General features: G+C 71.9%; 15 protein-coding genes and 2 pseudogenes. 9 read left to right on the top strand and 8 right to left on the bottom strand.

Annotation, left to right across the window (positions count from 1 at the left end; genetic code table 11):
• Positions 1-45: 45 nt before the first annotated feature.
• Positions 46-360 (bottom strand): annotated as a pseudogene (locus tag OHA11_RS43405) (MFS transporter); the annotation flags it as partial.
• A 218-nt stretch (positions 361-578) separates the two neighbouring features.
• Positions 579-3,281: a LuxR C-terminal-related transcriptional regulator gene (locus tag OHA11_RS43400; protein WP_266506430.1), complete on the bottom strand. Its 2,703-nt coding sequence runs from the start codon at positions 3,279-3,281 to the stop codon at positions 579-581.
• A gap of 383 nt (positions 3,282-3,664) precedes the next feature.
• On the opposite strand from OHA11_RS43400, the gene OHA11_RS43395 reads away from it, so the two are divergent.
• From OHA11_RS43395 to OHA11_RS43360, 8 genes and pseudogenes are all read left to right on the top strand, one after another.
• A complete protein-coding gene (locus tag OHA11_RS43395) occupies positions 3,665-4,324 on the top strand; it encodes a response regulator transcription factor (RefSeq protein WP_266507844.1) in 660 nt (219 codons plus the stop codon).
• Positions 4,308-4,616: pseudogene (locus OHA11_RS43390) on the top strand (sortase); the annotation flags it as partial. The gene OHA11_RS43395 and the pseudogene OHA11_RS43390, both read left to right, overlap by 17 nt.
• Before the next feature lie 160 nt (positions 4,617-4,776).
• Positions 4,777-5,322, top strand: a complete 546-nt coding sequence (locus tag OHA11_RS43385) for a metal transporter (protein WP_266506428.1) — start codon at positions 4,777-4,779, stop codon at positions 5,320-5,322.
• Position 5,323: 1 nt separating this feature from the next.
• Positions 5,324-6,553 carry a sensor histidine kinase gene (locus OHA11_RS43380; RefSeq protein ID WP_266506426.1) on the top strand — a complete coding sequence of 410 codons (1,230 nt, stop codon included), beginning with the start codon at positions 5,324-5,326 and terminating at the stop codon, positions 6,551-6,553.
• On the top strand, positions 6,550-7,215 hold the full coding sequence (locus tag OHA11_RS43375) for a response regulator transcription factor (RefSeq protein WP_266506424.1): 666 nt from the start codon (positions 6,550-6,552) through the stop codon (positions 7,213-7,215). The genes OHA11_RS43380 and OHA11_RS43375 overlap by 4 nt, the downstream gene beginning before the upstream one ends.
• 179 nt (positions 7,216-7,394) lie before the next feature.
• The gene (locus OHA11_RS43370; RefSeq protein ID WP_266506422.1) at positions 7,395-8,276 is read left to right on the top strand and encodes an ABC transporter ATP-binding protein; all 882 of its coding nucleotides are present in this window, start codon (positions 7,395-7,397) and stop codon (positions 8,274-8,276) included.
• Positions 8,273-9,298, top strand: coding sequence for an ABC transporter permease subunit (locus tag OHA11_RS43365; protein WP_266506420.1), 1,026 nt, complete (start codon positions 8,273-8,275; stop codon positions 9,296-9,298). Before OHA11_RS43370 ends, OHA11_RS43365 begins: the two co-directional genes overlap by 4 nt.
• 148 nt (positions 9,299-9,446) lie before the next feature.
• Positions 9,447-10,844 (top strand): MFS transporter, encoded by a 1,398-nt coding sequence (locus OHA11_RS43360; protein ID WP_266506418.1) that lies wholly within the window; start codon positions 9,447-9,449, stop codon positions 10,842-10,844.
• 70 nt (positions 10,845-10,914) lie between these two features.
• On the opposite strand, the gene OHA11_RS43355 is transcribed toward OHA11_RS43360, so the two are convergent.
• The 4 genes from OHA11_RS43355 to lnt form a co-directional block, all read right to left on the bottom strand.
• On the bottom strand, positions 10,915-12,840 hold the full coding sequence (locus OHA11_RS43355) for a GAF domain-containing protein (RefSeq protein WP_266506416.1): 1,926 nt from the start codon (positions 12,838-12,840) through the stop codon (positions 10,915-10,917).
• 58 nt (positions 12,841-12,898) lie between these two features.
• Positions 12,899-13,699, bottom strand: a complete 801-nt coding sequence (locus OHA11_RS43350; RefSeq protein ID WP_266506414.1) for a 3-hydroxybutyrate dehydrogenase — start codon at positions 13,697-13,699, stop codon at positions 12,899-12,901.
• A gap of 60 nt (positions 13,700-13,759) precedes the next feature.
• Positions 13,760-14,233, bottom strand: a complete 474-nt coding sequence (locus OHA11_RS43345; RefSeq protein ID WP_266506412.1) for an NUDIX domain-containing protein — start codon at positions 14,231-14,233, stop codon at positions 13,760-13,762.
• A gap of 77 nt (positions 14,234-14,310) precedes the next feature.
• On the bottom strand, positions 14,311-15,924 hold the full coding sequence (gene lnt, locus OHA11_RS43340) for an apolipoprotein N-acyltransferase (protein ID WP_266506410.1): 1,614 nt from the start codon (positions 15,922-15,924) through the stop codon (positions 14,311-14,313).
• A gap of 219 nt (positions 15,925-16,143) precedes the next feature.
• On the opposite strand from lnt, the gene OHA11_RS43335 reads away from it, so the two are divergent.
• A complete protein-coding gene (locus OHA11_RS43335) occupies positions 16,144-17,217 on the top strand; it encodes an O-antigen ligase (protein WP_266507843.1) in 1,074 nt (357 codons plus the stop codon).
• A 92-nt stretch (positions 17,218-17,309) separates the two neighbouring features.
• Here the strand turns inward: OHA11_RS43335 and OHA11_RS43330 are convergent, their stop codons facing one another.
• Positions 17,310-17,867 (bottom strand): hypothetical protein, encoded by a 558-nt coding sequence (locus OHA11_RS43330; protein ID WP_266506408.1) that lies wholly within the window; start codon positions 17,865-17,867, stop codon positions 17,310-17,312.
• 97 nt (positions 17,868-17,964) lie between these two features.
• Positions 17,965-18,750, bottom strand: coding sequence for a glutamate racemase (locus tag OHA11_RS43325; protein WP_266506406.1), 786 nt, complete (start codon positions 18,748-18,750; stop codon positions 17,965-17,967).
• Positions 18,751-18,770: the final 20 nt, after the last annotated feature.

The following is an 18,770-nucleotide window of genomic DNA, read 5'->3' as shown; positions in this document are numbered from 1 at the left end:
TGCCGGGCGTCGCGACGCCGCGGAGATCCATCAGAAGCCCCCTGGTCCCTCGATGACGGACCAGCCCAGCGCGAGGACCCACAGCGTGGGAGCCACGGCGGTCAGCGCCGACCCGGTGGCGTACACGGCGAGCCCGAACAGGAACAGACGCCGACGTCCGAAGATGTCCCCCAGCCGACCGCCGACGATCATGAACGCGGCCATGACCAGCGCGTACAACGTGATGACGGCCTGGATCGCGGTGACCTCGGTGTCGAAGTCCTCCACCAGCTGGTTGATGGACACGTTCATGACGGCGGTGTCCAGGACCATCAGGAACTGGGCGGTACCCAGGACCATCAGCGCTCGCCAGTGCCCCACGGTGTCCACCTCACCGAGTCGGCCGGGACCCGGCGGAGTCCACCGGGCGGCGGCCGGCAGATGCCGTGCCGCCGCCCCCATCGCACCGGAAGAACTCACCCGGCGCCTCACCCGGCACGGGCGAGCCGCCGGACGGACAGGCCACAAGGACTCCTGCCCGGACACAGCCAGTGGTCACAGCCATGCGGTCACAGCTACGCAGTCACCCAGTCATGCGGTCACAGCAGCCGCAGCTCGCGTGCGCGGTGGACCGCGTCGTGGCGCCGGTTCACCGCCAACTTGCGGTAGACGCTCTTGAGGTGGGTCTTGACGGTGTTCACCGACACATACAGGTCGGCGGCGATCTCCTCCGTCGACATCATCTGGGCGAGCCGTTCCAGTACGTCGTGTTCGCGTGCGCTCAGCTCCTCGACGACCGGTGCCTGCGTGCGGGCCTCGGGGCCGGGCCGCGCGTCGCACGGCGGCGGTCCGGGGGCGAGCCAGCCCGCGGCCAGCCCGTGCAGCGGCGCTGTGCCGAGCAGCGGCCGGATCCACGGTCCGGCTTCGAGGAAGGGGCGGCGCAGCTGTTCGCGGCGTGCCTCGCGGAGAGCCTGGGCGACGAGCCGGCGTGAGGTGGCGAAGTCGCCCGCCCCGTCCGCGACCTGGGCCCGCAGCAACGAGGCCCGGACGGTCGCCGCCGGACCGGTACGGCCCTCGGGGCGCACTCCGTCGAGCAGGTCGAGCGCCGCGACGGGCCTGCCCGCGGCGAGCTCGGCCCGTGCGGCTCCCACGACACATGCCACCTGTTCGCCGGGCACCTCTCTCAGCAGTTCGGCGGCCGTCTCCGGTCGGCCCTCCGCCAGGTGCACGGCGGAGGTGACCAGCGCGTTGTGGGCCTCCGACCAGGGGGAGGCCACGTCGGCGGCGACGGCCGGTGCCGCCGCTTCGAGTGCGGCCTGCGTGTTGCCGCGGGCCAGGTGCAGCCGCGCGGTGGCGACGGCCCGCGCCGCCCGTGTCACCGGGTCCCGCATGGCGTGATGCGCGTCGGCCGCCGCGTCGAGGAGGGCCTGGGCCCGGTCCAGTTCGTTGCGGTCGACGGCCACGGCGGCCAGGACCAGCAGCTCGATACCGGAGCCGGACTCCTCCGGCAGGCTGAACCGCTCGGTCTCGGTCAGCGCCGCCAGGGCCTTGCGCTCGGCCCGGCCCAGCCAGCCGTTCAGGTAGTCGATCAGCGCCAGCTGGCCGAGGGACTCCTCGCGAGGCAGCGCCGTCGAGGCTCCCCCGGAGCAGCCTGCCGCCGTCTTCAGGGCGGTGCGCGCGTCCTCGAAGCGTCCGGCCCACAGCCGCGTCGAGCCGAGATGGGTCAGCAAAAGGGCGGTGAGTTCGGGATGTGCGTCCAGGAGGTGGGCGGGCACCTCCTCCTGGAGTTTCCCGGCCGCCTCCGCCGCCGACTCGGCCCTTCCGGGCGAACCGGTCAGCCGGGCCGCCAGTGATTCCAGCAGGGCACAGCTCAGCCGGGCCGCCGCGAGCCCGTGTGGGCCGTCCCCGGCCGGTCTCCGCTTCCCCGCCGGATTCCCCGCCAGGCTCCGCTCGGCGTGCCGCAGATGGGCCAGGCCGTGGTCGAGGTCGCTCCGCGCCAGGTCACGGGCCGCCCGGACGAGGTCCGTGGCAGGGCTCGCGGCCTCGGGGCTCATCCGGGAGAACAGCTCGGCCAGATCGTCCGAGCGGAGACCGGTGAAGAGCTGGCCGATGGCGAGATCGTCGACGAGGGCGCCCGCGGTGAATTCCCAGTCGCCCGCGGCGGCACCGTGACCGAGCGTTTCCGCGAGGGATCCGGAGCGCCGCAGCCACTGGGCGGCCCGCCGATGGAGTTCGGGCTCCAGACCGGGAGAGCGCACCCTCAGATGGGCGTGGAGGATCTCCCCGAACAGCGGGTGGAGTCGGTACGAGGCGTGCCCGAGGTACTCCACGAACGCGTTCTCGCGATGCAGTCCGGCCAGGATGGAGTCGGCATCGGTGCGCTCGGTGAGCGCGTTCGCCAGCTCGGGTCCGAAGCGTTCGAGGACGCTGACCCGCAGCAGGAGGTCCTGCGCCTCGGGGCTCTGCCGCTTGAGCACCTCCGCCAGCAGGAAGTCGGCCACGGTGGTGCGATCGACCTCGAACTCCTTCAGATACGTCTCCGGATCCGGGCTCTGCTGCGCGGCCAGGGCACACAGCCGCAGACCGGCGGCCCATCCCCGGGTGCGCTCCACGAGGGCCCGGGCGGCGGGTACCGGAACGCGCAGCCCGTGCAGTTCCAGGAGCTCTGCCGCCTCTTCGGGGGTGAAGGCCAGTTCGGCTGCCCTGATCTCGGTCATGTCGCCGACCGCCCGGTAGCGGTGCAGCGGCAGGAGAGGCTCGGTGCGGGTGACGAGGATCAGGCGCAGGCCCCGGCCCGCGTGGTGCAGGACGAACTCCAGCTGCTCCGCGATCTCCGGCGCGGTCACCCGGTCGTACTCGTCGAGCACCACGATCACGGGCCGGTCCCGGTCGCTCAGTCCCGCGGCGAGTCGCGTCAGCAGTGTCTGGTCCACGCGGTTCGTGTCCGCGGGGAAACCGACCTCGTCCGGCAGCGGCACACCGGAGGCGCGCAGGGCCTGCAGGAGGTACGCCCAGAACATTCCGCACCCCTGGTCGGTGGCCTCGTTGGTGAGCCAGGCGACGGACCGGTCCTCTCGCGCGGCCCAGTCGGCGACGAGCAGGGTCTTGCCCGCGCCCGCGGCCCCGCTGACCATGGTCAACGGCGTCCGCGGAGCCTGGTCGAGGTGCTTGACCAGCCGCTCCCGTCTCAGGAACGTCACGGGACGTGTCGGTATGGCGAACCGCGTGTGCAGGAACGGGTCACCCCGGGGATCGGCGCCCGACGTGGTCGGTTCCGGACCGTTCTCCTCCAGCCCAGCCATGGCGCTCACCGCCGATGTTCGTCAGGTCATGCGCAGCGCTCCCCTCAGCATCCCGCGGTTTCTCCGCATGTGCGCGCCAACACCGTCCAGTGGTCCCTGGGGACGGGGAAACGACACCCCGCCACCGTGCCTGCGGGCCTGCGGACCGTCGGCGGGTCGCTCCCCCGCCGGGCCGCGCTCCTCGGCGAGGGGACCGGCGTGATCGATGGGGGCGGGCATCGCGTCGAAGGCGTACCCTGCCGGACCTGGCCGTCCCACCCGCATAGCCCCGTCGGCGTACGGGAAGCGGCGGCGAGGAAACCCGAACTCCCTTCGCGTAAAGGCCACTTACCGCCGTCCCGGGCTCCGCCCTCGCTACGATCTGCGGCGTGTGCGCAAACATCATGGTCGCTGAAGACGACGCGAAGCAGGCCGAACTGGTGCGCCGTTATCTGGAGCACGAGGGCCACACGGTCACGGTTGTCGAGGACGGCCGTGCGGCTCTTGAGGAGGTGCGGCACCGGGAACCCGACCTGCTCGTTCTCGATGTGATGATGCCCCGGGCCGACGGTCTCGACGTGGTACGGATTCTGCGCGCCGAGCGCCGCGAAGTTCTGGTGCTGATGCTGACGGCCCGCAGTACCGAGGACGATCTGCTGCTGGGCCTGGATCTCGGTGCCGACGACTACGTGACCAAGCCGTTCAGCCCGCGTGAGCTGGTGGCCCGGGTGCGTACGCTCCTGCGCCGCAACCGGGGTCCCGCCGTCCCCGCCCCCGCCGTCCCCACCGCTCCCGGCCCCGCGCCGGTCGCCCCCGAGGACGAGGTGCTGTCGGTGGGCACGCTCAGGGTCGATCGGGCCCGGCACGAGGTGTCGGTCGGGGGGACGCCGGTCGAGTGCACGCCCGGCGAGTTCCGTGTCCTCGCCGCCATGGCGGCGGAGCCCGACCGGGTCTTCAGCAGGCAGCGGCTCCTGGAGGAGCTGCACGGCTTCGACAAGTACATCAGCGGCCGGACCGTCGACGTACACGTGATGAATCTGCGTCGACGGTGCCGTACCCGGTGAGGTCGGTGCCGCGGTCATCATCGGCCACAACGACACCCGCTTCGGCAAGGCAGTCTTCCACGACCTCAAGAAGATCACCAAGGGTGCGGACATCACCGTCACCAACGACCGGGGAGAATCGGCACACTTCACTGTCACAGCCACCGAGACCGTCAGCAAGAACTCCTTCCCCACCGAGAAGGTCTACGGCCCGACCAAGGACCGCGCCCTACGCCTGGTCACCTGCGACGGCGGCTTCGACGCCGAGGGCCACCCGGTGAACAACCTCATCGTCTACGCGACTTCGGCGTGAGGCCCTGCGGGAGTCCAGCCCTCCGGCTCCGGCTCCGGCTCGGGCTCCGGCTCGGGCTCGGGCTCGGTGTGAGAGGACTGGCCCAAAGCACGAGTCCGTCGACGCTCTTCCGTACTTTCGACCGGTACGCGGTGGGCCTCGGCTTCCTAGCCTGAGCTCCATGGATTCAGGGGATCGGTCGGCACAGCCGGTCGGAATGATGCTCAACATCGGGCTCGGCATCGTGTCCGCCCTGGGCATCGTCTTCACGGCGTTCATGCTCATGGACAGTTGGGGCGGCGCTTCCTGGGTGTTCGGCTCCGCCGTCTCGGTCGTCGTGAGCGGCCTCGCGCTGATGCGCTCGCGGCAGCCGCTGCTGACCGCGGGCGCGGGTCTGGCCGCGACGGCCCTCGCCGTCACGGTGACCCTGATCGCCGGGGACGACCTGCCGCAGGAACCCGCGCCCGTCACGGCGCTGGCCCTGGCGGTGCTCGTCGGATCCGCGATCAGGACGCTGCCGTTGGGACCGGCCGCCGGGATCGCGGCGGGCGCGGTCGTGGTGACCGTGCTCACCTGGACCAGTGGCTGGACCGGTGTGACGAACCTGGCCACGATGGCGACGGTCGCCGCCCTCGTGATGGGGGCGACACGGCGCAGTCTCGGAGGCAGGCGGAACGCCAACACCCCGGATCCGCAAGGCTCCTGGGCCAACCCGCCGCGGTCATAGCGTGAACGGAAATCTGGTGGACGCCGTGCACGCCGCCGAGCCCGCGGCCCCGCCGAACGGCGCGGACCGCGGGCAGAGACTCGGTAATCTGATCAACGTGGCCATTCCGGACCGATGGATCAAGGTCGTCTCCGCCGCCGGGCTCGGCGCCGTGTTTCTCGCGGCGATCGCCGTCCAGGCCATCGCCATCGCACAGAGCTGGGGCAGCACGTACTGGATCCCGGGGTGCGCCGCCGCCGTGGTCGTGTGCGGGCTCGCGCTGACGCGCCATCGGGAGCGGACCTGGACGGCGGTCGCGGGCCTGGCCGTTGCGGCCCTGGCGGTCCTGCTCGGCCTGCTGCCCGGCATCCGCCTGCCCGCCGAACCCGGGCCCGCCATGGCCCTGGGTCTGGCCGTACTCATCGGATCCGCGGTCAGGGCACTGCCCGCCGTACGGGCAGGTGCCGTCGCGGGCGGCGGACTGCTGGTCATCGTCGGCCAGTTCGCCGGCCGGCCGACGTCGGCCGTGACCGCCCTGACCGCGGCGGGCTGGCTGACCGCCGTCGCGGTAGGGCTGTCGCTCCGGAGGAACGACAACCGCGCACGGGCCACCGCCGAGCGGGTGCGCCGGGTGGAACGGCTGGAACTCGCGCGGGAACTGCACGACATCGTGGCCCACCACATCACCGGGATGCTGGTCCAGGCGCAGGCCGCCCAGATCGTCGCGCGGCGGGATCCGGCGAAGGTGTCGGAATCGCTGAGCGAGATCGAGGCAGCCGGCTCCGAGGCCATGACCGCGATGCGCCGGGTCGTCGGCCTGCTGCGCGACACCGACGACGCGGCCCCCGCCTCGCCCCGGCCGGAAGGGATCGGCGCACTGGTCGAGCGTTTCAGCCGACAGGGCCCGAAGGTGAGCCTGAGCATGCCGGACGACGACTCGGAGTGGCCGCCGGAGGTGGCCAGCACCGTGTACCGCATCGTCCAGGAGGCGCTGACGAACATCCTGCTCCACGCCCAGCAGGCACGGTCGATCGAGGTGACCGTCGACCGGACCCCGGAGGGCGTCACCGTCGACATCGTCGACGATGCCCCGCCCAACGCGCCCCGCCCCCACCACTGCGGCGGGTACGGTTTGATCGGTATGCGCGAACGCGTCGAGACGCTCGGCGGGTCGCTGTCCGCCGGCCCCCGGCCCGGCGTCGGCTGGTCCGTGCGGGCAGCCCTGCCCGTCCCCAGCGGGGAGCCCGGATGACCATCAAGGTTCTGCTCGCCGACGACCAGGCGATGATCCGCCGCGGCCTGCGGCTGATCCTGGAGGACCAGCCCGACATCACCGTCACGGGGGAGGCCGAGGACGGCGCCGATGCCATCGAGATGGCCAGGCGGCTGCGGCCGGACGTGTGCCTGGTGGACATCAGGATGCCCAAGCTCGACGGCATCGAGGTCACCCGCGCGCTGGCCGGCCCGGGGGTGGCCGATCCGATGCGGGTCGTCGTGGTCACCACGTTCGATCTCGACGAGTACGTGTACGGGGCGCTGCGCGGCGGCGCGGTGGGGTTCGTGCTCAAGGACGCCGGGCCCGCCCTGCTCATCGAGGCGGTCCGCGCCGCCCACAACGGCGAGGCCCTGGTCTCGCCCTCGGTCACCCTCCGGCTGCTGAAGCACCTCAACAACACCGCGGCCGCGCCCCGTTCCGGCGCCGACCAGTCGTCACCGCTGTCCGGGCGTGAGATCGAGGTCGTGCAGGCCATCGCCCAGGGTCGCACCAACCAGGAGATCGCTTCCGAGTTGTTCATCTCCATCAGCACGGTCAAGAGCCATGTGTCCGGGATCCAGACCAAGCTCGGGGTGCGCAACCGGGTCCAGATCGCCGCCTGGGCCTGGGGGAACCGCATCGTGGACAGCACCGCGTAGCCGCCCTGGCCGGCCGTACACGCGGTTCGCCCGGCAACGCGACCCCGGCGCCGAACCGGTCAAAAGTACGGTCGCCGACAACGGGAACCGTGCTTTGAGCTGATGCTGGGAAGGACGGGTATTTCGAGGATGAGAGCATGCCAAATGCAGACTCTCCTCCGGCCTTTCACGCAGAGGGCTTGACGAAGAAATACGGCCGCCACGGCAAGTTGGCCCTGAGCGACGTGAACATCACCATCCCCTCCGGCCGTGTCATCGGCCTGGTCGGCCCGAACGGGGCGGGCAAGTCGACCCTGCTGCACCTGGCCTGCGGTCTCATCGAGCCGACGTCCGGCTCGCTGACCGTGCTGGGGGCGCGTCCGGCGGCGAGCGCCGCGCATCTGGCCCGGGTGGGGTTCGTCGCGCAGAACACGCCGGTGTACAGCTCGTTCACCGTGGCCGAGCACATGAAGCTCGGCGCGAGGATGAACCCGGCGTGGGACCCGGTCCTGGCGGAGCGGCGTATCAGCCAGGTGGGGCTGAACCTCGCCCAGAAGGCGGGGCAGTTGTCGGGTGGCCAGCGCGCGCAGTTGGCACTGACCATCGCGGCGGCCAAACGGCCCGAGCTGCTGATCTTCGACGAGCCGGCGGCGGCGCTGGACCCACTGGCCCGCAAGGGGTTCCTGCAGAACCTGATGGAGTTCGTGCGCGAACTCGGCGCCAGCGCGGTGCTCTCCTCGCATCTGCTCGGCGACATCGAGCAGGTCTGCGACTACCTCATCGTGCTGTGCGACTCGCGGGTGCAGGTCGCCGGCGACACCCGGGACCTGCTGGCCGGGCATGCCCGGCTGGTCGCGCCCCGCGGTGAGCTCGACGGGTTGGCCGCCGGGGTCGAAGTGATTTCGACGGAGCACAGCGGCAAGCACAGCAGCGCGGTCGTCCGTACCGACGCCCCGCTCGCGTCGCTTCCGTACACGGTCGAGCCGGTCTCGCTCGAAGAACTCGTTCTCGCCTACATGACCCGGGCGGCCGCTGTGCCCGCCGCCGGGACCGAGGCCGCAGCCTGGGGGGCCTCGCGATGATGTGGTTGAACTGGCGGCAGTTCCGCGTCCAGGCGCTGGTCGGCGCCGGCGCGCTGGTCGTCATCGCCGCGTACTTGGTGTACTACGGCGTGGACGTCCGCGACGGCTACGACCTCTACCAGGCCAATTGCAAGGGCGTGGCGGACTGCGCACAGGCTCGGAGCCAGTTCCGCAGCGGGTACGAGAACACGCTGTTGTTCCTGGCGGCCGGTCTCGGTCTGATCCCGGCGGTCATCGGCACGTTCTGGGGCGCGCCGCTGATCGCCCGGGAGCTGGAGAACGGCACGCACCGGCTGGTGTGGAACCAGAGTGTCACCCGCCCGCGTTGGCTCCTCAGCAAGATCCTGCTCGTAGGTCTGGCCGCCATGATCCTGACGGGGGCGTCCGCGGCCCTGCTCACCTGGGCGGCCGAGCCGTTCGACGAGGTCGTCAAGAACGAGTTCAGCACCTTCGTGTTCGGCGCGCGCAACATCGCCCCGATCGGCTATGCCGCGTTGGCCTTCACCTTCGGCACCGTCGTCGGGCTCCTGCTGCGCCGGACCCTGCCCGCGATGGCCGTGACGCTCGTCGTCTTCCTGGCCTTCCAGTTCTTCTTCCCCAACGTGGTGCGGCCGAGCCTCGTGCCGCCGGACAAGGCCACGTTGCCGATGACGGCCCAGGCCATCAACGAGGCGCAGAACCTGGGCAGTATCGGCGGTGGCTCCGTCATCGGCGGGGTGAAGATCCCGGGCGCGCCCGACGCGTGGATCGCCGACACGAGCCCGCTGCGCACCTCGAACGGCAGGGCCCTCGACGGGGCCTCGTTCAACAACTGCGTCAACACCCCGCCCAGGACCGGCGCGAGCGGCACGTTCGGCGACGCGGCGGTGTGTCTGGCCAAGCTGGACCTCCATGTCGATGTCAACTACCACCCCAGCAGCCGCTATTGGGCGTTCCAATGGCTGGAGACAGCGATCTATCTGGCACTCAGCGCGATCCTCACCAGGTTCGGCCTTTGGCGGATCCGGCGCCGGGTGAGCTGACCCCGTCCTGGATGGACGCAGACGTGGGGCCAACACGCACACTGAGCCGCCGAACTATGGTGTCCCACCACATGTGCCGCCGACCTGCCGCTTTCTACCTTGGCCCGACACGCGCACGTCCCCCGCCAACCACATGGAAGTGGTGCACATGGCCGCCGCAGCAACCGCTCCCCCACCACCCGCCAGCCTCAAGCGCATCGTCGCCGCGAGCCTCATCGGCACCACCATCGAGTGGTACGACTTCTTCCTCTACGGATCCGCCGCCGCGCTCGTCTTCAACGAGCTGTTCTTCCCGGACTCCGACCCGCTCGTCGGCACGTTGCTCTCGTTCCTGACGTACGCGGTCGGCTTCGCCGCCAGGCCGCTCGGGGCGCTCGTGTTCGGGCACTACGGCGACCGGCTCGGGCGCAAGAAGCTGCTGGTCCTGAGTCTGCTGCTGATGGGTGGGGCGACCTTCGCGATCGGGCTGCTGCCCACACACGCGACCGTCGGTACGGCGGCACCGGTGCTGCTGACCGTGCTGCGTCTGGTGCAGGGCTTCGCGCTGGGCGGCGAGTGGGGCGGCGCGGTGCTGCTCGTGTCGGAGCACGGGGACGCGCGACGGCGTGGGTTCTGGGCCTCGTGGCCGCAGACCGGGGCGCCCGCCGGGCAACTGCTGGCGACGGGCGTGCTGTCGCTGCTGACCGCCGCCCTGTCGGACACCGCCTTCACCTCCTGGGGCTGGCGCATCCCCTTCCTGCTGTCGGGGGTGCTGGTGATCGTCGGTTTGTGGATTCGTCTGTCTGTCGATGAATCGCCTGTCTTCAAGGAGGCCCTCGCCCAGGCCGAGGCACGCAGGGCGACCGAGGACGGGGCCGCCGAGAAGCTGCCGTTGGTGTCCGTGCTGCGCTACCACTGGCGGGACGTCCTGGTCGCGATGGGCGCGCGCATGGCGGAGAACATCAGCTACTACGTGATCACCGCCTTCATCCTCGTGTACGCCACCACCTCGGCCGGACTGTCCAAGCAGACCGCGCTGAACGCGGTACTCATCGCCTCCGCCGTCCACTTCGCGGTCATCCCCCTGTGGGGCGCGCTGTCCGACCGTGTGGGCCGGCGGCCGGTGTATCTGCTGGGCGCGGCCGGCGTCGGTCTGTGGATGTTCCCGTTCTTCTCGCTCATCGACACCGGCGGTTTCGGGAACCTGATCCTCGCCGTGACCGTGGGCCTGGTCCTGCACGGCGCCATGTACGCGCCGCAGGCCGCCTTCTTCTCGGAGATGTTCGCGACGCGCATGCGCTACTCCGGCGCTTCGATCGGCGCGCAGTTCTCGTCGGTCGCCGCGGGCGCGCCGGCACCGCTCATCGCGACCGCGCTGCTGGCGGAGTACGACAGCCCCACACCGATCGCCCTGTACGTGATCGGGGCGGCCGTGCTGACACTGATCGCGGTGGGCGTGGCCAAGGAGACCCGGCACCGCGACCTCGCGGACGTGGCGGTGGAGGCCGGCCCCGACGCGCAGGACACGAAGGCGTCGGCCCTCGCCGCGGACGCCCGTACCGTCTGAGCGGGAGCCCCGGGCCCCGGACCGACCCCCGTGCGCCCACGCGTACGGGGGTCATCAGCGCGTACGGGGGTCAGTGCCGTCCTGTGGACGTCAACCGGTGCAGCCTCAGGGCGAGTTGGATCTCCAGGGTGCGGGCCGGGCTCTGCCAGTCGGGGCCGAGCAGCCGGCCCACCCGCTCCAGGCGCTGCGCGACCGTGTTGACGTGGACGTGCAGCTCGTCCTTGGTGCGTGCGGGGCTCATGCCGCAAGCGAAGTACGCGTCGAGGGTGCGCAGGAGATCGGTGCCGCGCTTCTCGTCGTACGTGACGACCCGGCCGATCGTGCGCTCGACGAAGCCGGGGATGTCCCTGCTCCCGGCGAGCAGCAGCCCGAGGAATCCGAAGTCCTCCGCGGCGCCGCCGTCCCCGGTGCGGCCGAGCAGCAGCAGCGCGTCGAGGCATCGTTGCCCTTCGGCGTAGGCCTCGGCCACGATGTCCGGGCGGGCGGTGAGGTCCTGGACGGGCGCGGAGGCGCCGACGGTGACCGCCTCGTGCACGGCGGTACCGAGGTCCTTGGCCGTGCGGCGGGCCAGGTCCGTCGCCGTGTCGCCGGGGCTCAGCGGCAGCAGCAGGACGGTGCCGCCGTCGCGCGCGGCGGCCAGCCCGTGCCGGGTCGCGGCCAGGTGGGAGGCGGCGGACCACAGTCTGCGGCGGGCGGCGGCCTCGTGGGCCGCGTCGGCGGCCGTGGCGTCGAGGCGGGAGGCCAGCACCACATGGGTGGCGTCGAGGTCGGCGTCCAGCAGGGCGGCGCGATCGCGCAGCAGCCGGGGATCGCGGTCGCGCGCGTCGAGCAGATCGTCCAGCAGCTCACCGCGGACGCGCTGTTCGGCCTCGGCGGCCGAGCGCCGGGCGAGCAGCAGGAGCGAGGTGACCATGGCTGCCCGCTCCAGAGTGCGCTGGTCGACGGGGTCGAGCCCGGGATGACCGCGCAGCACCAGCGCGCCGAGCAGCTCACCGCCGGCGGCGACGGCCGCGACCCAGTCGTCCCCGTGCCGGACGGCGTGTCCTTCGGCGCGTGACATCTCCAGGGCGTCATCGGGTGCGGTGCCCGCGCCCGCGAACCGCACGCTGCCGTCGAGGATCTCGGAGACCGCGGCGGACACGTCGTGGACCCCGCCGCCCCGCAGCACGAGCTCGGCCAGCCGGTCATGGACGTCGGAGGCCCGCTCGATCGCCCCGCTGCGGTCGCGGATGATCTCGTTGGCCCGCTCCAGGTCCGCCAGCGCCTCGCGGGTCTCGGTGAGCAGGTTCGCGGTGTCGAGGGCGGCGGCCGCGAGAGCGGCGAACGAGCCGAGCAGCGCGATCTGTTCCCGCTCGAAGACCCGCGCCCGCCGGTCGGCGGCGAACAGTACGCCGATGGCATGCGGCCCGAGCATGAGGGGCACGCCGAGGATGGCCACCAGGCCCTCGTCCCGCACACCCTCGTCGATGGCCGCGGTGTGCTGGAAGCGGCCGTCCCGGAAGTAGTCGTCGGTGACATAGGGGCGGGCCGTCTGGGCCACGAGTCCGCCGAGGCCCTCGCCCATGCCGAGCCGCAGCTGCTGGAAGCGTGCCGCGACCGATCCCTCGGTGACCCGCATGTATGTGTCGCCCACGGCCGGGTCGTGCAGGCTGAGGTAGGCGATGTCGGTGCCCAGCAGTGAGCGGGCGCGCTGCACGATCGCCTGGAGCACGGCGTCGAGGTCGCGCAGCCCCGCCAGGTCGTGGGCGGTCTCGAAGAGCGCGGACAGCTCGGCCTCGCGTCTGCGGCGCCCCTCCATCTCCGAGCGCACGCCCAGCGCGAGGAGCTTGGCGCGCTCCAGAGCGGCGATCCGGTCGGGCGGCAGCCCGTCCGCGCGGGCGAGCAGCACCGGCTGCTCGTACGCGTCGGCGGACGCGCCCCGGGCCAGCAGCTCCAGGAACGGCGCCTCGGCGCTCACGTCGGAGCGCCCGGCGGACTGCAATTGATCGCGAGACATGTCCACCAGGATCACCCATCACACCGACAGCCCGACCAGCCCTGTGGACAACTCACGCTCAGTGCGCCGTCCAGCCGCCGTCGAGGACCAGTGAGGTCCCGGTGACGAACGACGCGGCCGGGCCGCACAGGTACGCCACGGCCTCGGCGACCTCGTCCGGTTCGATGAGGCGTTTGACCGCGCTGTCCCGCAACAGGATCTCGGTGAGCACGCGCTCCTCGGGGATGCCGTGGGCGGCGGCCTGGTCGGTGAGCTGTTTCTCGACCAGTGGGGTGCGCACATAGGCGGGATTCACACAGTTCGAGGTGACTCCGTGGGGGGCGCCTTCCAGGGCCGCGGTCTTGGAGAGGCCCTCCAGACCGTGTTTCGCCGCCACATAGGCCGACTTGAAGGCAGAGGCGCGGAGCCCATGGACGGAGGACACATTGACGATGCGGCCCCAGCCCTGCCCGTACATGTGCGGGAGTGCCCCGCGGATCAGCCGGAACGGAGCCTCCAGCATCACGGTCAGCACGGTGTGGAAGGCGTCGGGCGGGAACTCCTCGATGGGGCGCACCAGTTGCAGCCCGGCGTTGTTGACGAGGATGTCGGTGCCGGTCGCGGCGGACTCCGCGGCGTCCAGGTCGGTGAGGTCGAGGACGTACGGCTCGACGGTGCCCGCGAGACCCCGGGCCTGTCCGGTGAGCGTGTCCAGTCCCCCGGCCTCCCGGTCGACCGCCCGCACCTTGGCCCCGGCCGCGGCGAGCCGCAGTGCGCACGCGCGGCCGATGCCACCCGCGGCGCCCGTGACGAGGGCGGTTCGGCCGCCGAGATCGAGGGACGAGGTGTGAGGGCCTGCGAGGGCGCTGGGCGCGGTCATGCCCCGACCCTAGACAGCGGCAACGCCCCGACGGATGTGGTCGACCCCCATACTTTTCTCTCAGGTCGTGGGGTCGAACCATGTGGGCTCGTCGGACATCGCCTGCTTGATCCGGAACAGCCCGAACTCGTCGAGCTCCGGCAGCGCGTCCACGTCGAACCAGCCGACCTCCAGCGATTCGTCGTCGTTGACCCGGGCCTCACCGCCGACGGCCCGGCACCGGATGGTGATGTCCATGAACTGGCAGACGTCGCCGTTCGGGAACGTGGTCGGTTTGAGGGCCTGTACGAGCACGACACGCTCGGCGACACACCGGACGCCCGTCTCCTCGTGCACCTCCCGAACGGCGCAGGCAGCGGGCTGCTCCCCCGGGTCCGGCATTCCGCCGACGACCGCCCACTTGCCGGTGTCCGCCCGGCGCCCCAGCAGCACTCTGCCCTCGTCGTCGAAGACGACGGCGGTGACGCCGGGGAGCCAGAGCAGTTGCTGGCCGGCGGCGGCCCGGATCGTACGAATGAAGTCAGGTGTAGACATGAACCGACCCTAACGGCCCGGTTCTGCTGCCTCCGCGCATTCCTGAGGCGTACAAGCGGCGCACGACGGGCGTACGGCTACACGTCACCGGCGCGTCGCCCGCGGACCGCGGACGTCACGGCCCAGCCGAGGCCGCCCGCCGCGATCAGCACCAGGAGCATCTCCGGCGCGATCCCGGCCCGCGTGGCAGGGGTCTCGGAGGAACGCAGCGGCACCTTCTGGACGAGCGAGTCCGCCACGAACATGCCCGTCCGCTGGGTGATCTTCCCGTCCGGCATGATCACGGCGCTGACGCCGCTGGTCACCGGGACGGTGACGGTGCGACTGTGCTCGACGGCGCGGATCCGGGACATCGCGAGCTGCTGGTAGGTCATCTCGCTGCGGTCGAACGTGGCGTTGTTGCTCGGCACGGAGATCAACTGCGCGCCATGGGTGACGGTGTCGCGCACGGCCCAGTCGAAGGCCGCTTCGTAGCAGGTCGCGAGGCCGACCTCGGTGCCCGCCATGGAGAACACGCCCGGCTTGGTGCCGCGGCTGAAGTCCTGGCGGACCATGGACGTCCAGTCGCCGTTGATGGCCCCGATGAGCGACCGCAAGGGCAGGTACTCGCCGAACGGCTGGACCTGCCGCTTGTCGTACGTGGCACCGGGGCCCTTCTCCGGGTCCCAGAGGATCTGCTCGTTGTAGAGCTTGCCGTTCTTCTCGACGACGCCGCCGACCGAGACGGGCGCGCCGATCGCCCTGGCGGCCTTGTCGATCACGGCGTAGGCGTCGGGGTTGCGGAACGGGTCGATGTCGGAGGAGTTCTCCGGCCAGAGCACGAAGTCGGGCTGGGCGGCCTTGCCCGCCTTGATCCGCGCGGCGAGGCGCTCGGTCTCCCGCGCGTGGTGGTCGAGGACGGCGCGCCGCTGGGAGTTGAAGTCGAGGCCCGCGCGCGGGACGTTGCCCTGGATGACCGCGACGGTCGCGGTGCCGTCCTCCGCCTTGTCGCTGACAAGGGGCCGCGCGGCGAAGGCGCCGAGCACGGGGAGGAAGAAGCTCAGCAGCGCCACCGCGGCCGCCCCGCGGCGTACGGCACGGGTGCGCCGCGCCTCGATGGCCAGGCGGACGATCTCGTACAGTCCGAAGCCGCACAGGACGACCGCGAAGCCGAGTACCGGAGTGCCGCCCACCGCCGCGAGCGGCAGGAAGACACCGTCTGCCTGACCGAAGGCGATCTTGCCCCAGGGGAAGCCGCCGAACGGCGCACGCGCGCGTGCCGCTTCACCCGCGATCCACAGGGCGGCCGCCCACAGGGGCCAGCCGGGCAGCTTCGACACGGCCGCGACACCGGCGCCGACGAGGCCGACGAACACCGCCTCCATGACCACGAGCGCCAGCCACGGCCCGGGCCCGACCTCCACACCGGTCCACACGAGCAGAGGCAGCAGGAAGCCGAGGCCGAAGAGGTAACCGAGACCGAGGCCCGCCTTCCAGGTTCGGCCGCGCAGCAGCCGGCCGAAGACCGCGAAGGCCGGCAGGGCCAGCCACCACACCGTGCGCGGCGGGAAGCTGACGTACAGCAGTACTCCGGAGAGTGCCGCGGTGGCCGCCGGAGCGAGCCGCCGCGCCAGCCGGATCCCGCGCGAAAGGGGCCGGGCCTGCGGTTCGAGCTGTTCCGGCTCGTCTACGGAGGTTGCAGTGGCGGTCACCCCCGGAGTGTACGGCGGGTGACCACGGCGCCGACAGCGCGGCCCTCACGACCTGCCCGGGCACTCTCCTCCCACCTGCTGCATCGTTTCTGCGCAACTCATCCACAAACCGGCGCATCACCCGTTACGGTGTGCCGGAGCCTCTGACGTACGAGCCGTGGCGGCCGGGCGGTCGGGGCCTTTCACAGGCCGGGGGGCTACGGGGTGGGGTCCACAGGAATGGCGTCGGCGACCGGTCCGGCGTCGGCTCACGAGAGACGCAGCGCTTCGGACGCCACGGGTGTCGTCGTGCTGGGAGCCTGCGCGGCCTGGTCCCTGATCACGGCCGCGGCACACGGCGGACGCCCCGAAGGGGTGCTGCTCGCGGTGCTCGCCGTCGCCGCCGGCTACGCGTCGGGGCGGATCTGCGGAGAGCTTCTGCCGGTCGCCGCGCCCTGCGCGGGCGCGCTCGCCGGACTCGGTCTCGCGGTGGCCTCCCCGCACACCGCTCCGGGGCCGCAGGTGATCTCGCCGCTCGGGCAGACCGGCGCCACCGCCGCGCTGCTGGCCGTCTCCGCGGGGTCCGCGTGCTGCGCGGCCTGGGCGGCCCGCCCGCCGGGACTGCGGCTCGTGCTCCGGCTGATGGCCGCCGGAATCGCGGTGGCCGCGGTCGTACTGGGGTCGACGTCGGGCTTCGCGGCCTGCCTGGCAGTGCTGCTGTGCTCCCTGGCCGCCGACCGCATGCGCCACCGCGGCCTGGGCCTCGGCGGCCTCGCTCTCGCCGCGGTCCTGATGACGGGAGCGACCTGGGCGGTCGCCGAGAACGTCCTTCCGGACGGCCTCACCGCGTCTCTGGAGGGTCAGCTCACCCAGCACCGTGTGCTGCTGTGGCAGGACGCACTCGACATGGTGGGCCGGGAGCCGGGGCTGGGCGTGGGTCCCGGCCGGTTCTCGGAGCTGAGCCCGACCGTCACGCAGTCGCTGCTGCCCGACGGCAAACCCCACTCTGCGCCCTTCCAGCAGGCGGCCGAGCAGGGCGTGGTCGGCGTGGCCCTGCTGGCCGCGGTCTTCTGCTGGGTCCTGTACGCCCTGTGGCGGTCGCCGCGCCCGACGCCGGTGGTCCTCACGGCGGGCGCCGCCCTGACGGCGCTGGCCGCGATCGCCGCGGTCGGCAACGCGCTGAGCTTCACCACGGTGACGGCGGGCGCCGGCCTGCTCGCGGGGATCGCCACGGCACGCCCCGTACTCGACGAGGTGCCGCGGAACGCGATGGAGGCCGGTGGCCGCGCCTGGAGCGGCCCACTGACACCGTGAAGCCGCGAGCCACAAGTCGCGAACCGCCAACCCATTTCCCCGGTCAGCGGGTAATGACCTTCCGGGTCAGCGCGTAGTGACCTTTTCTCTGGTCAGCGGGTCGTGCCCGCGGCGGCCGACCTCAGACGGCGACGGATGTCCCGTACGGCCGCTTCCGCGTTGTCCACCGTGATCGTGAACGTATGGCCGTCCCCTAGGCGGAGCACCAGGCCCTCGCCGCGCCGGACGACCACGGCGGTCCCCTGCTCGGGCCGCCAGCGGTAGCCCCAGCCGCCCCACTGGCGCGGCGTCACCCGGGGTACGAAGTCGGCACCGGTGATGTGCGACAGCGGGATGCGGCGGCGCGGGAGGCCCATATGGCCGCAGCGCACCTCCAGGTAGTCCTTGTCGACCTTCACGGCGACGTGCACGAAAGCGAGCGTGCCGAACAGCACCAGGAGTCCCGCGGCGATGCAGCCGACCACGGACATCACGAGGGGAGCGGTGCCGGACGTCCACGCCGAGTCGACGGCCAGCTCGATACCCAGCGCCACGAAGGCGGCACCGCCGCACGCGAGCAGCCACTGCACGCGGTTGGAAGCGCGGCCGTGCCATACCTCGGGGTGCGGGGCGTCGGCATCGCCCTGTTCGCCGTGGGGGTGGTCCCTCATGCCAATGAGCGTACTCAGGTTCCGCAGCGCGGGCACCAGGTTGCCGTCCGTAACTGCTCCGGGTGGACTCGGAGTGTCCGGTTCGTGGCGGAAGGGCTCAGTGCGCGGGGCTCATCGCCTGGAGCAGGGTGCCCTCGTCGTAGGTCAGCGCGGTCCGGGGCAGCGTCCCCTCGCGTCCGGAGAGCAGCACCGTGAGGCTGCCGTGAGCGAGTGCCTCCGGGGCCGGGGTCTCGCCGATCCGGCGCAGCGCCTGGGCGGCCACCGCGCCCGCGGAGCCGTGCAGGACGAGCGGGGGGACACCGGGCCGCTGCACGGCCGCGCGGATGCGCTCGGCGACCAGCTCGTAATGGGTGCAGCCCAGGACGACGGCCCTTACCTCGTCGGGGGTGCGTGCGGCGGCCGCGGCGATCGCGGCGTCGATACCGGCCTGGTCCGCGTGCTCCACGGCGTCGGCCAGCCCGGGGCAGGGCACTTCGGTGACCGTCACACCGTCGGCGAACTCCCGGATGAGGCCGCGCTGGTAGGGGCTGCCGGTGGTGGCGGGCGTCGCCCAGATCGCGACGGGTCCGCCGCCCGCCGCGGCCGGCTTGATCGCCGGGACCGTGCCGATCACCGGCACCCCCGGCTCCAGGCGGGCGCGCAGCGCGGGCAGGGCGTGCACGGAGGCGGTGTTGCAGGCGACGATCAGGGCGTCGGGCCGGTGCGCTGCGGCCGCCTCGGCGACGGCGACGGCGAGGGCGGTCACGTCCTCGGGTGTGCGGGGTCCCCACGGCATGCTGCCGGGGTCCGAGGAGAGAACGAGCTCCGTATCGGGCCGCAGACGACGCACGACGGCGGCTGCCGCGAGCAGTCCGATTCCGGAGTCCATGAGCGCGATCTTCACCCGGTCACCATAGACGATCC

Origin of the sequence: Streptomyces sp. NBC_00878 (assembly GCF_026341515.1) — a bacterium.
GTDB lineage: Bacteria > Actinomycetota > Actinomycetes > Streptomycetales > Streptomycetaceae > Streptomyces.
Note: the sequence above shows the minus strand (reverse complement) of the source record. Positions and strands in the feature narration are given on the sequence as shown.

Excerpts from the sequence above, each read along its gene's own strand:
- OHA11_RS43400 (WP_266506430.1), bottom strand. The coding sequence starts at position 3,281 with ATGGCTGGGCTGGAGGAGAACGGTCCGGAACCGACCACGTCGGGCGCC.
- OHA11_RS43395 (WP_266507844.1), top strand. The coding sequence starts at position 3,665 with ATGGTCGCTGAAGACGACGCGAAGCAGGCCGAACTGGTGCGCCGTTAT.
- OHA11_RS43385 (WP_266506428.1), top strand. The coding sequence starts at position 4,777 with ATGGATTCAGGGGATCGGTCGGCACAGCCGGTCGGAATGATGCTCAAC.
- OHA11_RS43375 (WP_266506424.1), top strand. The coding sequence starts at position 6,550 with ATGACCATCAAGGTTCTGCTCGCCGACGACCAGGCGATGATCCGCCGC.
- OHA11_RS43365 (WP_266506420.1), top strand. The coding sequence starts at position 8,273 with ATGATGTGGTTGAACTGGCGGCAGTTCCGCGTCCAGGCGCTGGTCGGC.
- OHA11_RS43360 (WP_266506418.1), top strand. The coding sequence starts at position 9,447 with ATGGCCGCCGCAGCAACCGCTCCCCCACCACCCGCCAGCCTCAAGCGC.
- OHA11_RS43355 (WP_266506416.1), bottom strand. The coding sequence starts at position 12,840 with ATGTCTCGCGATCAATTGCAGTCCGCCGGGCGCTCCGACGTGAGCGCC.
- OHA11_RS43350 (WP_266506414.1), bottom strand. The coding sequence starts at position 13,699 with ATGACCGCGCCCAGCGCCCTCGCAGGCCCTCACACCTCGTCCCTCGAT.
- OHA11_RS43345 (WP_266506412.1), bottom strand. The coding sequence starts at position 14,233 with ATGTCTACACCTGACTTCATTCGTACGATCCGGGCCGCCGCCGGCCAG.
- OHA11_RS43335 (WP_266507843.1), top strand. The coding sequence starts at position 16,144 with ATGGCGTCGGCGACCGGTCCGGCGTCGGCTCACGAGAGACGCAGCGCT.
- OHA11_RS43330 (WP_266506408.1), bottom strand. The coding sequence starts at position 17,867 with ATGAGGGACCACCCCCACGGCGAACAGGGCGATGCCGACGCCCCGCAC.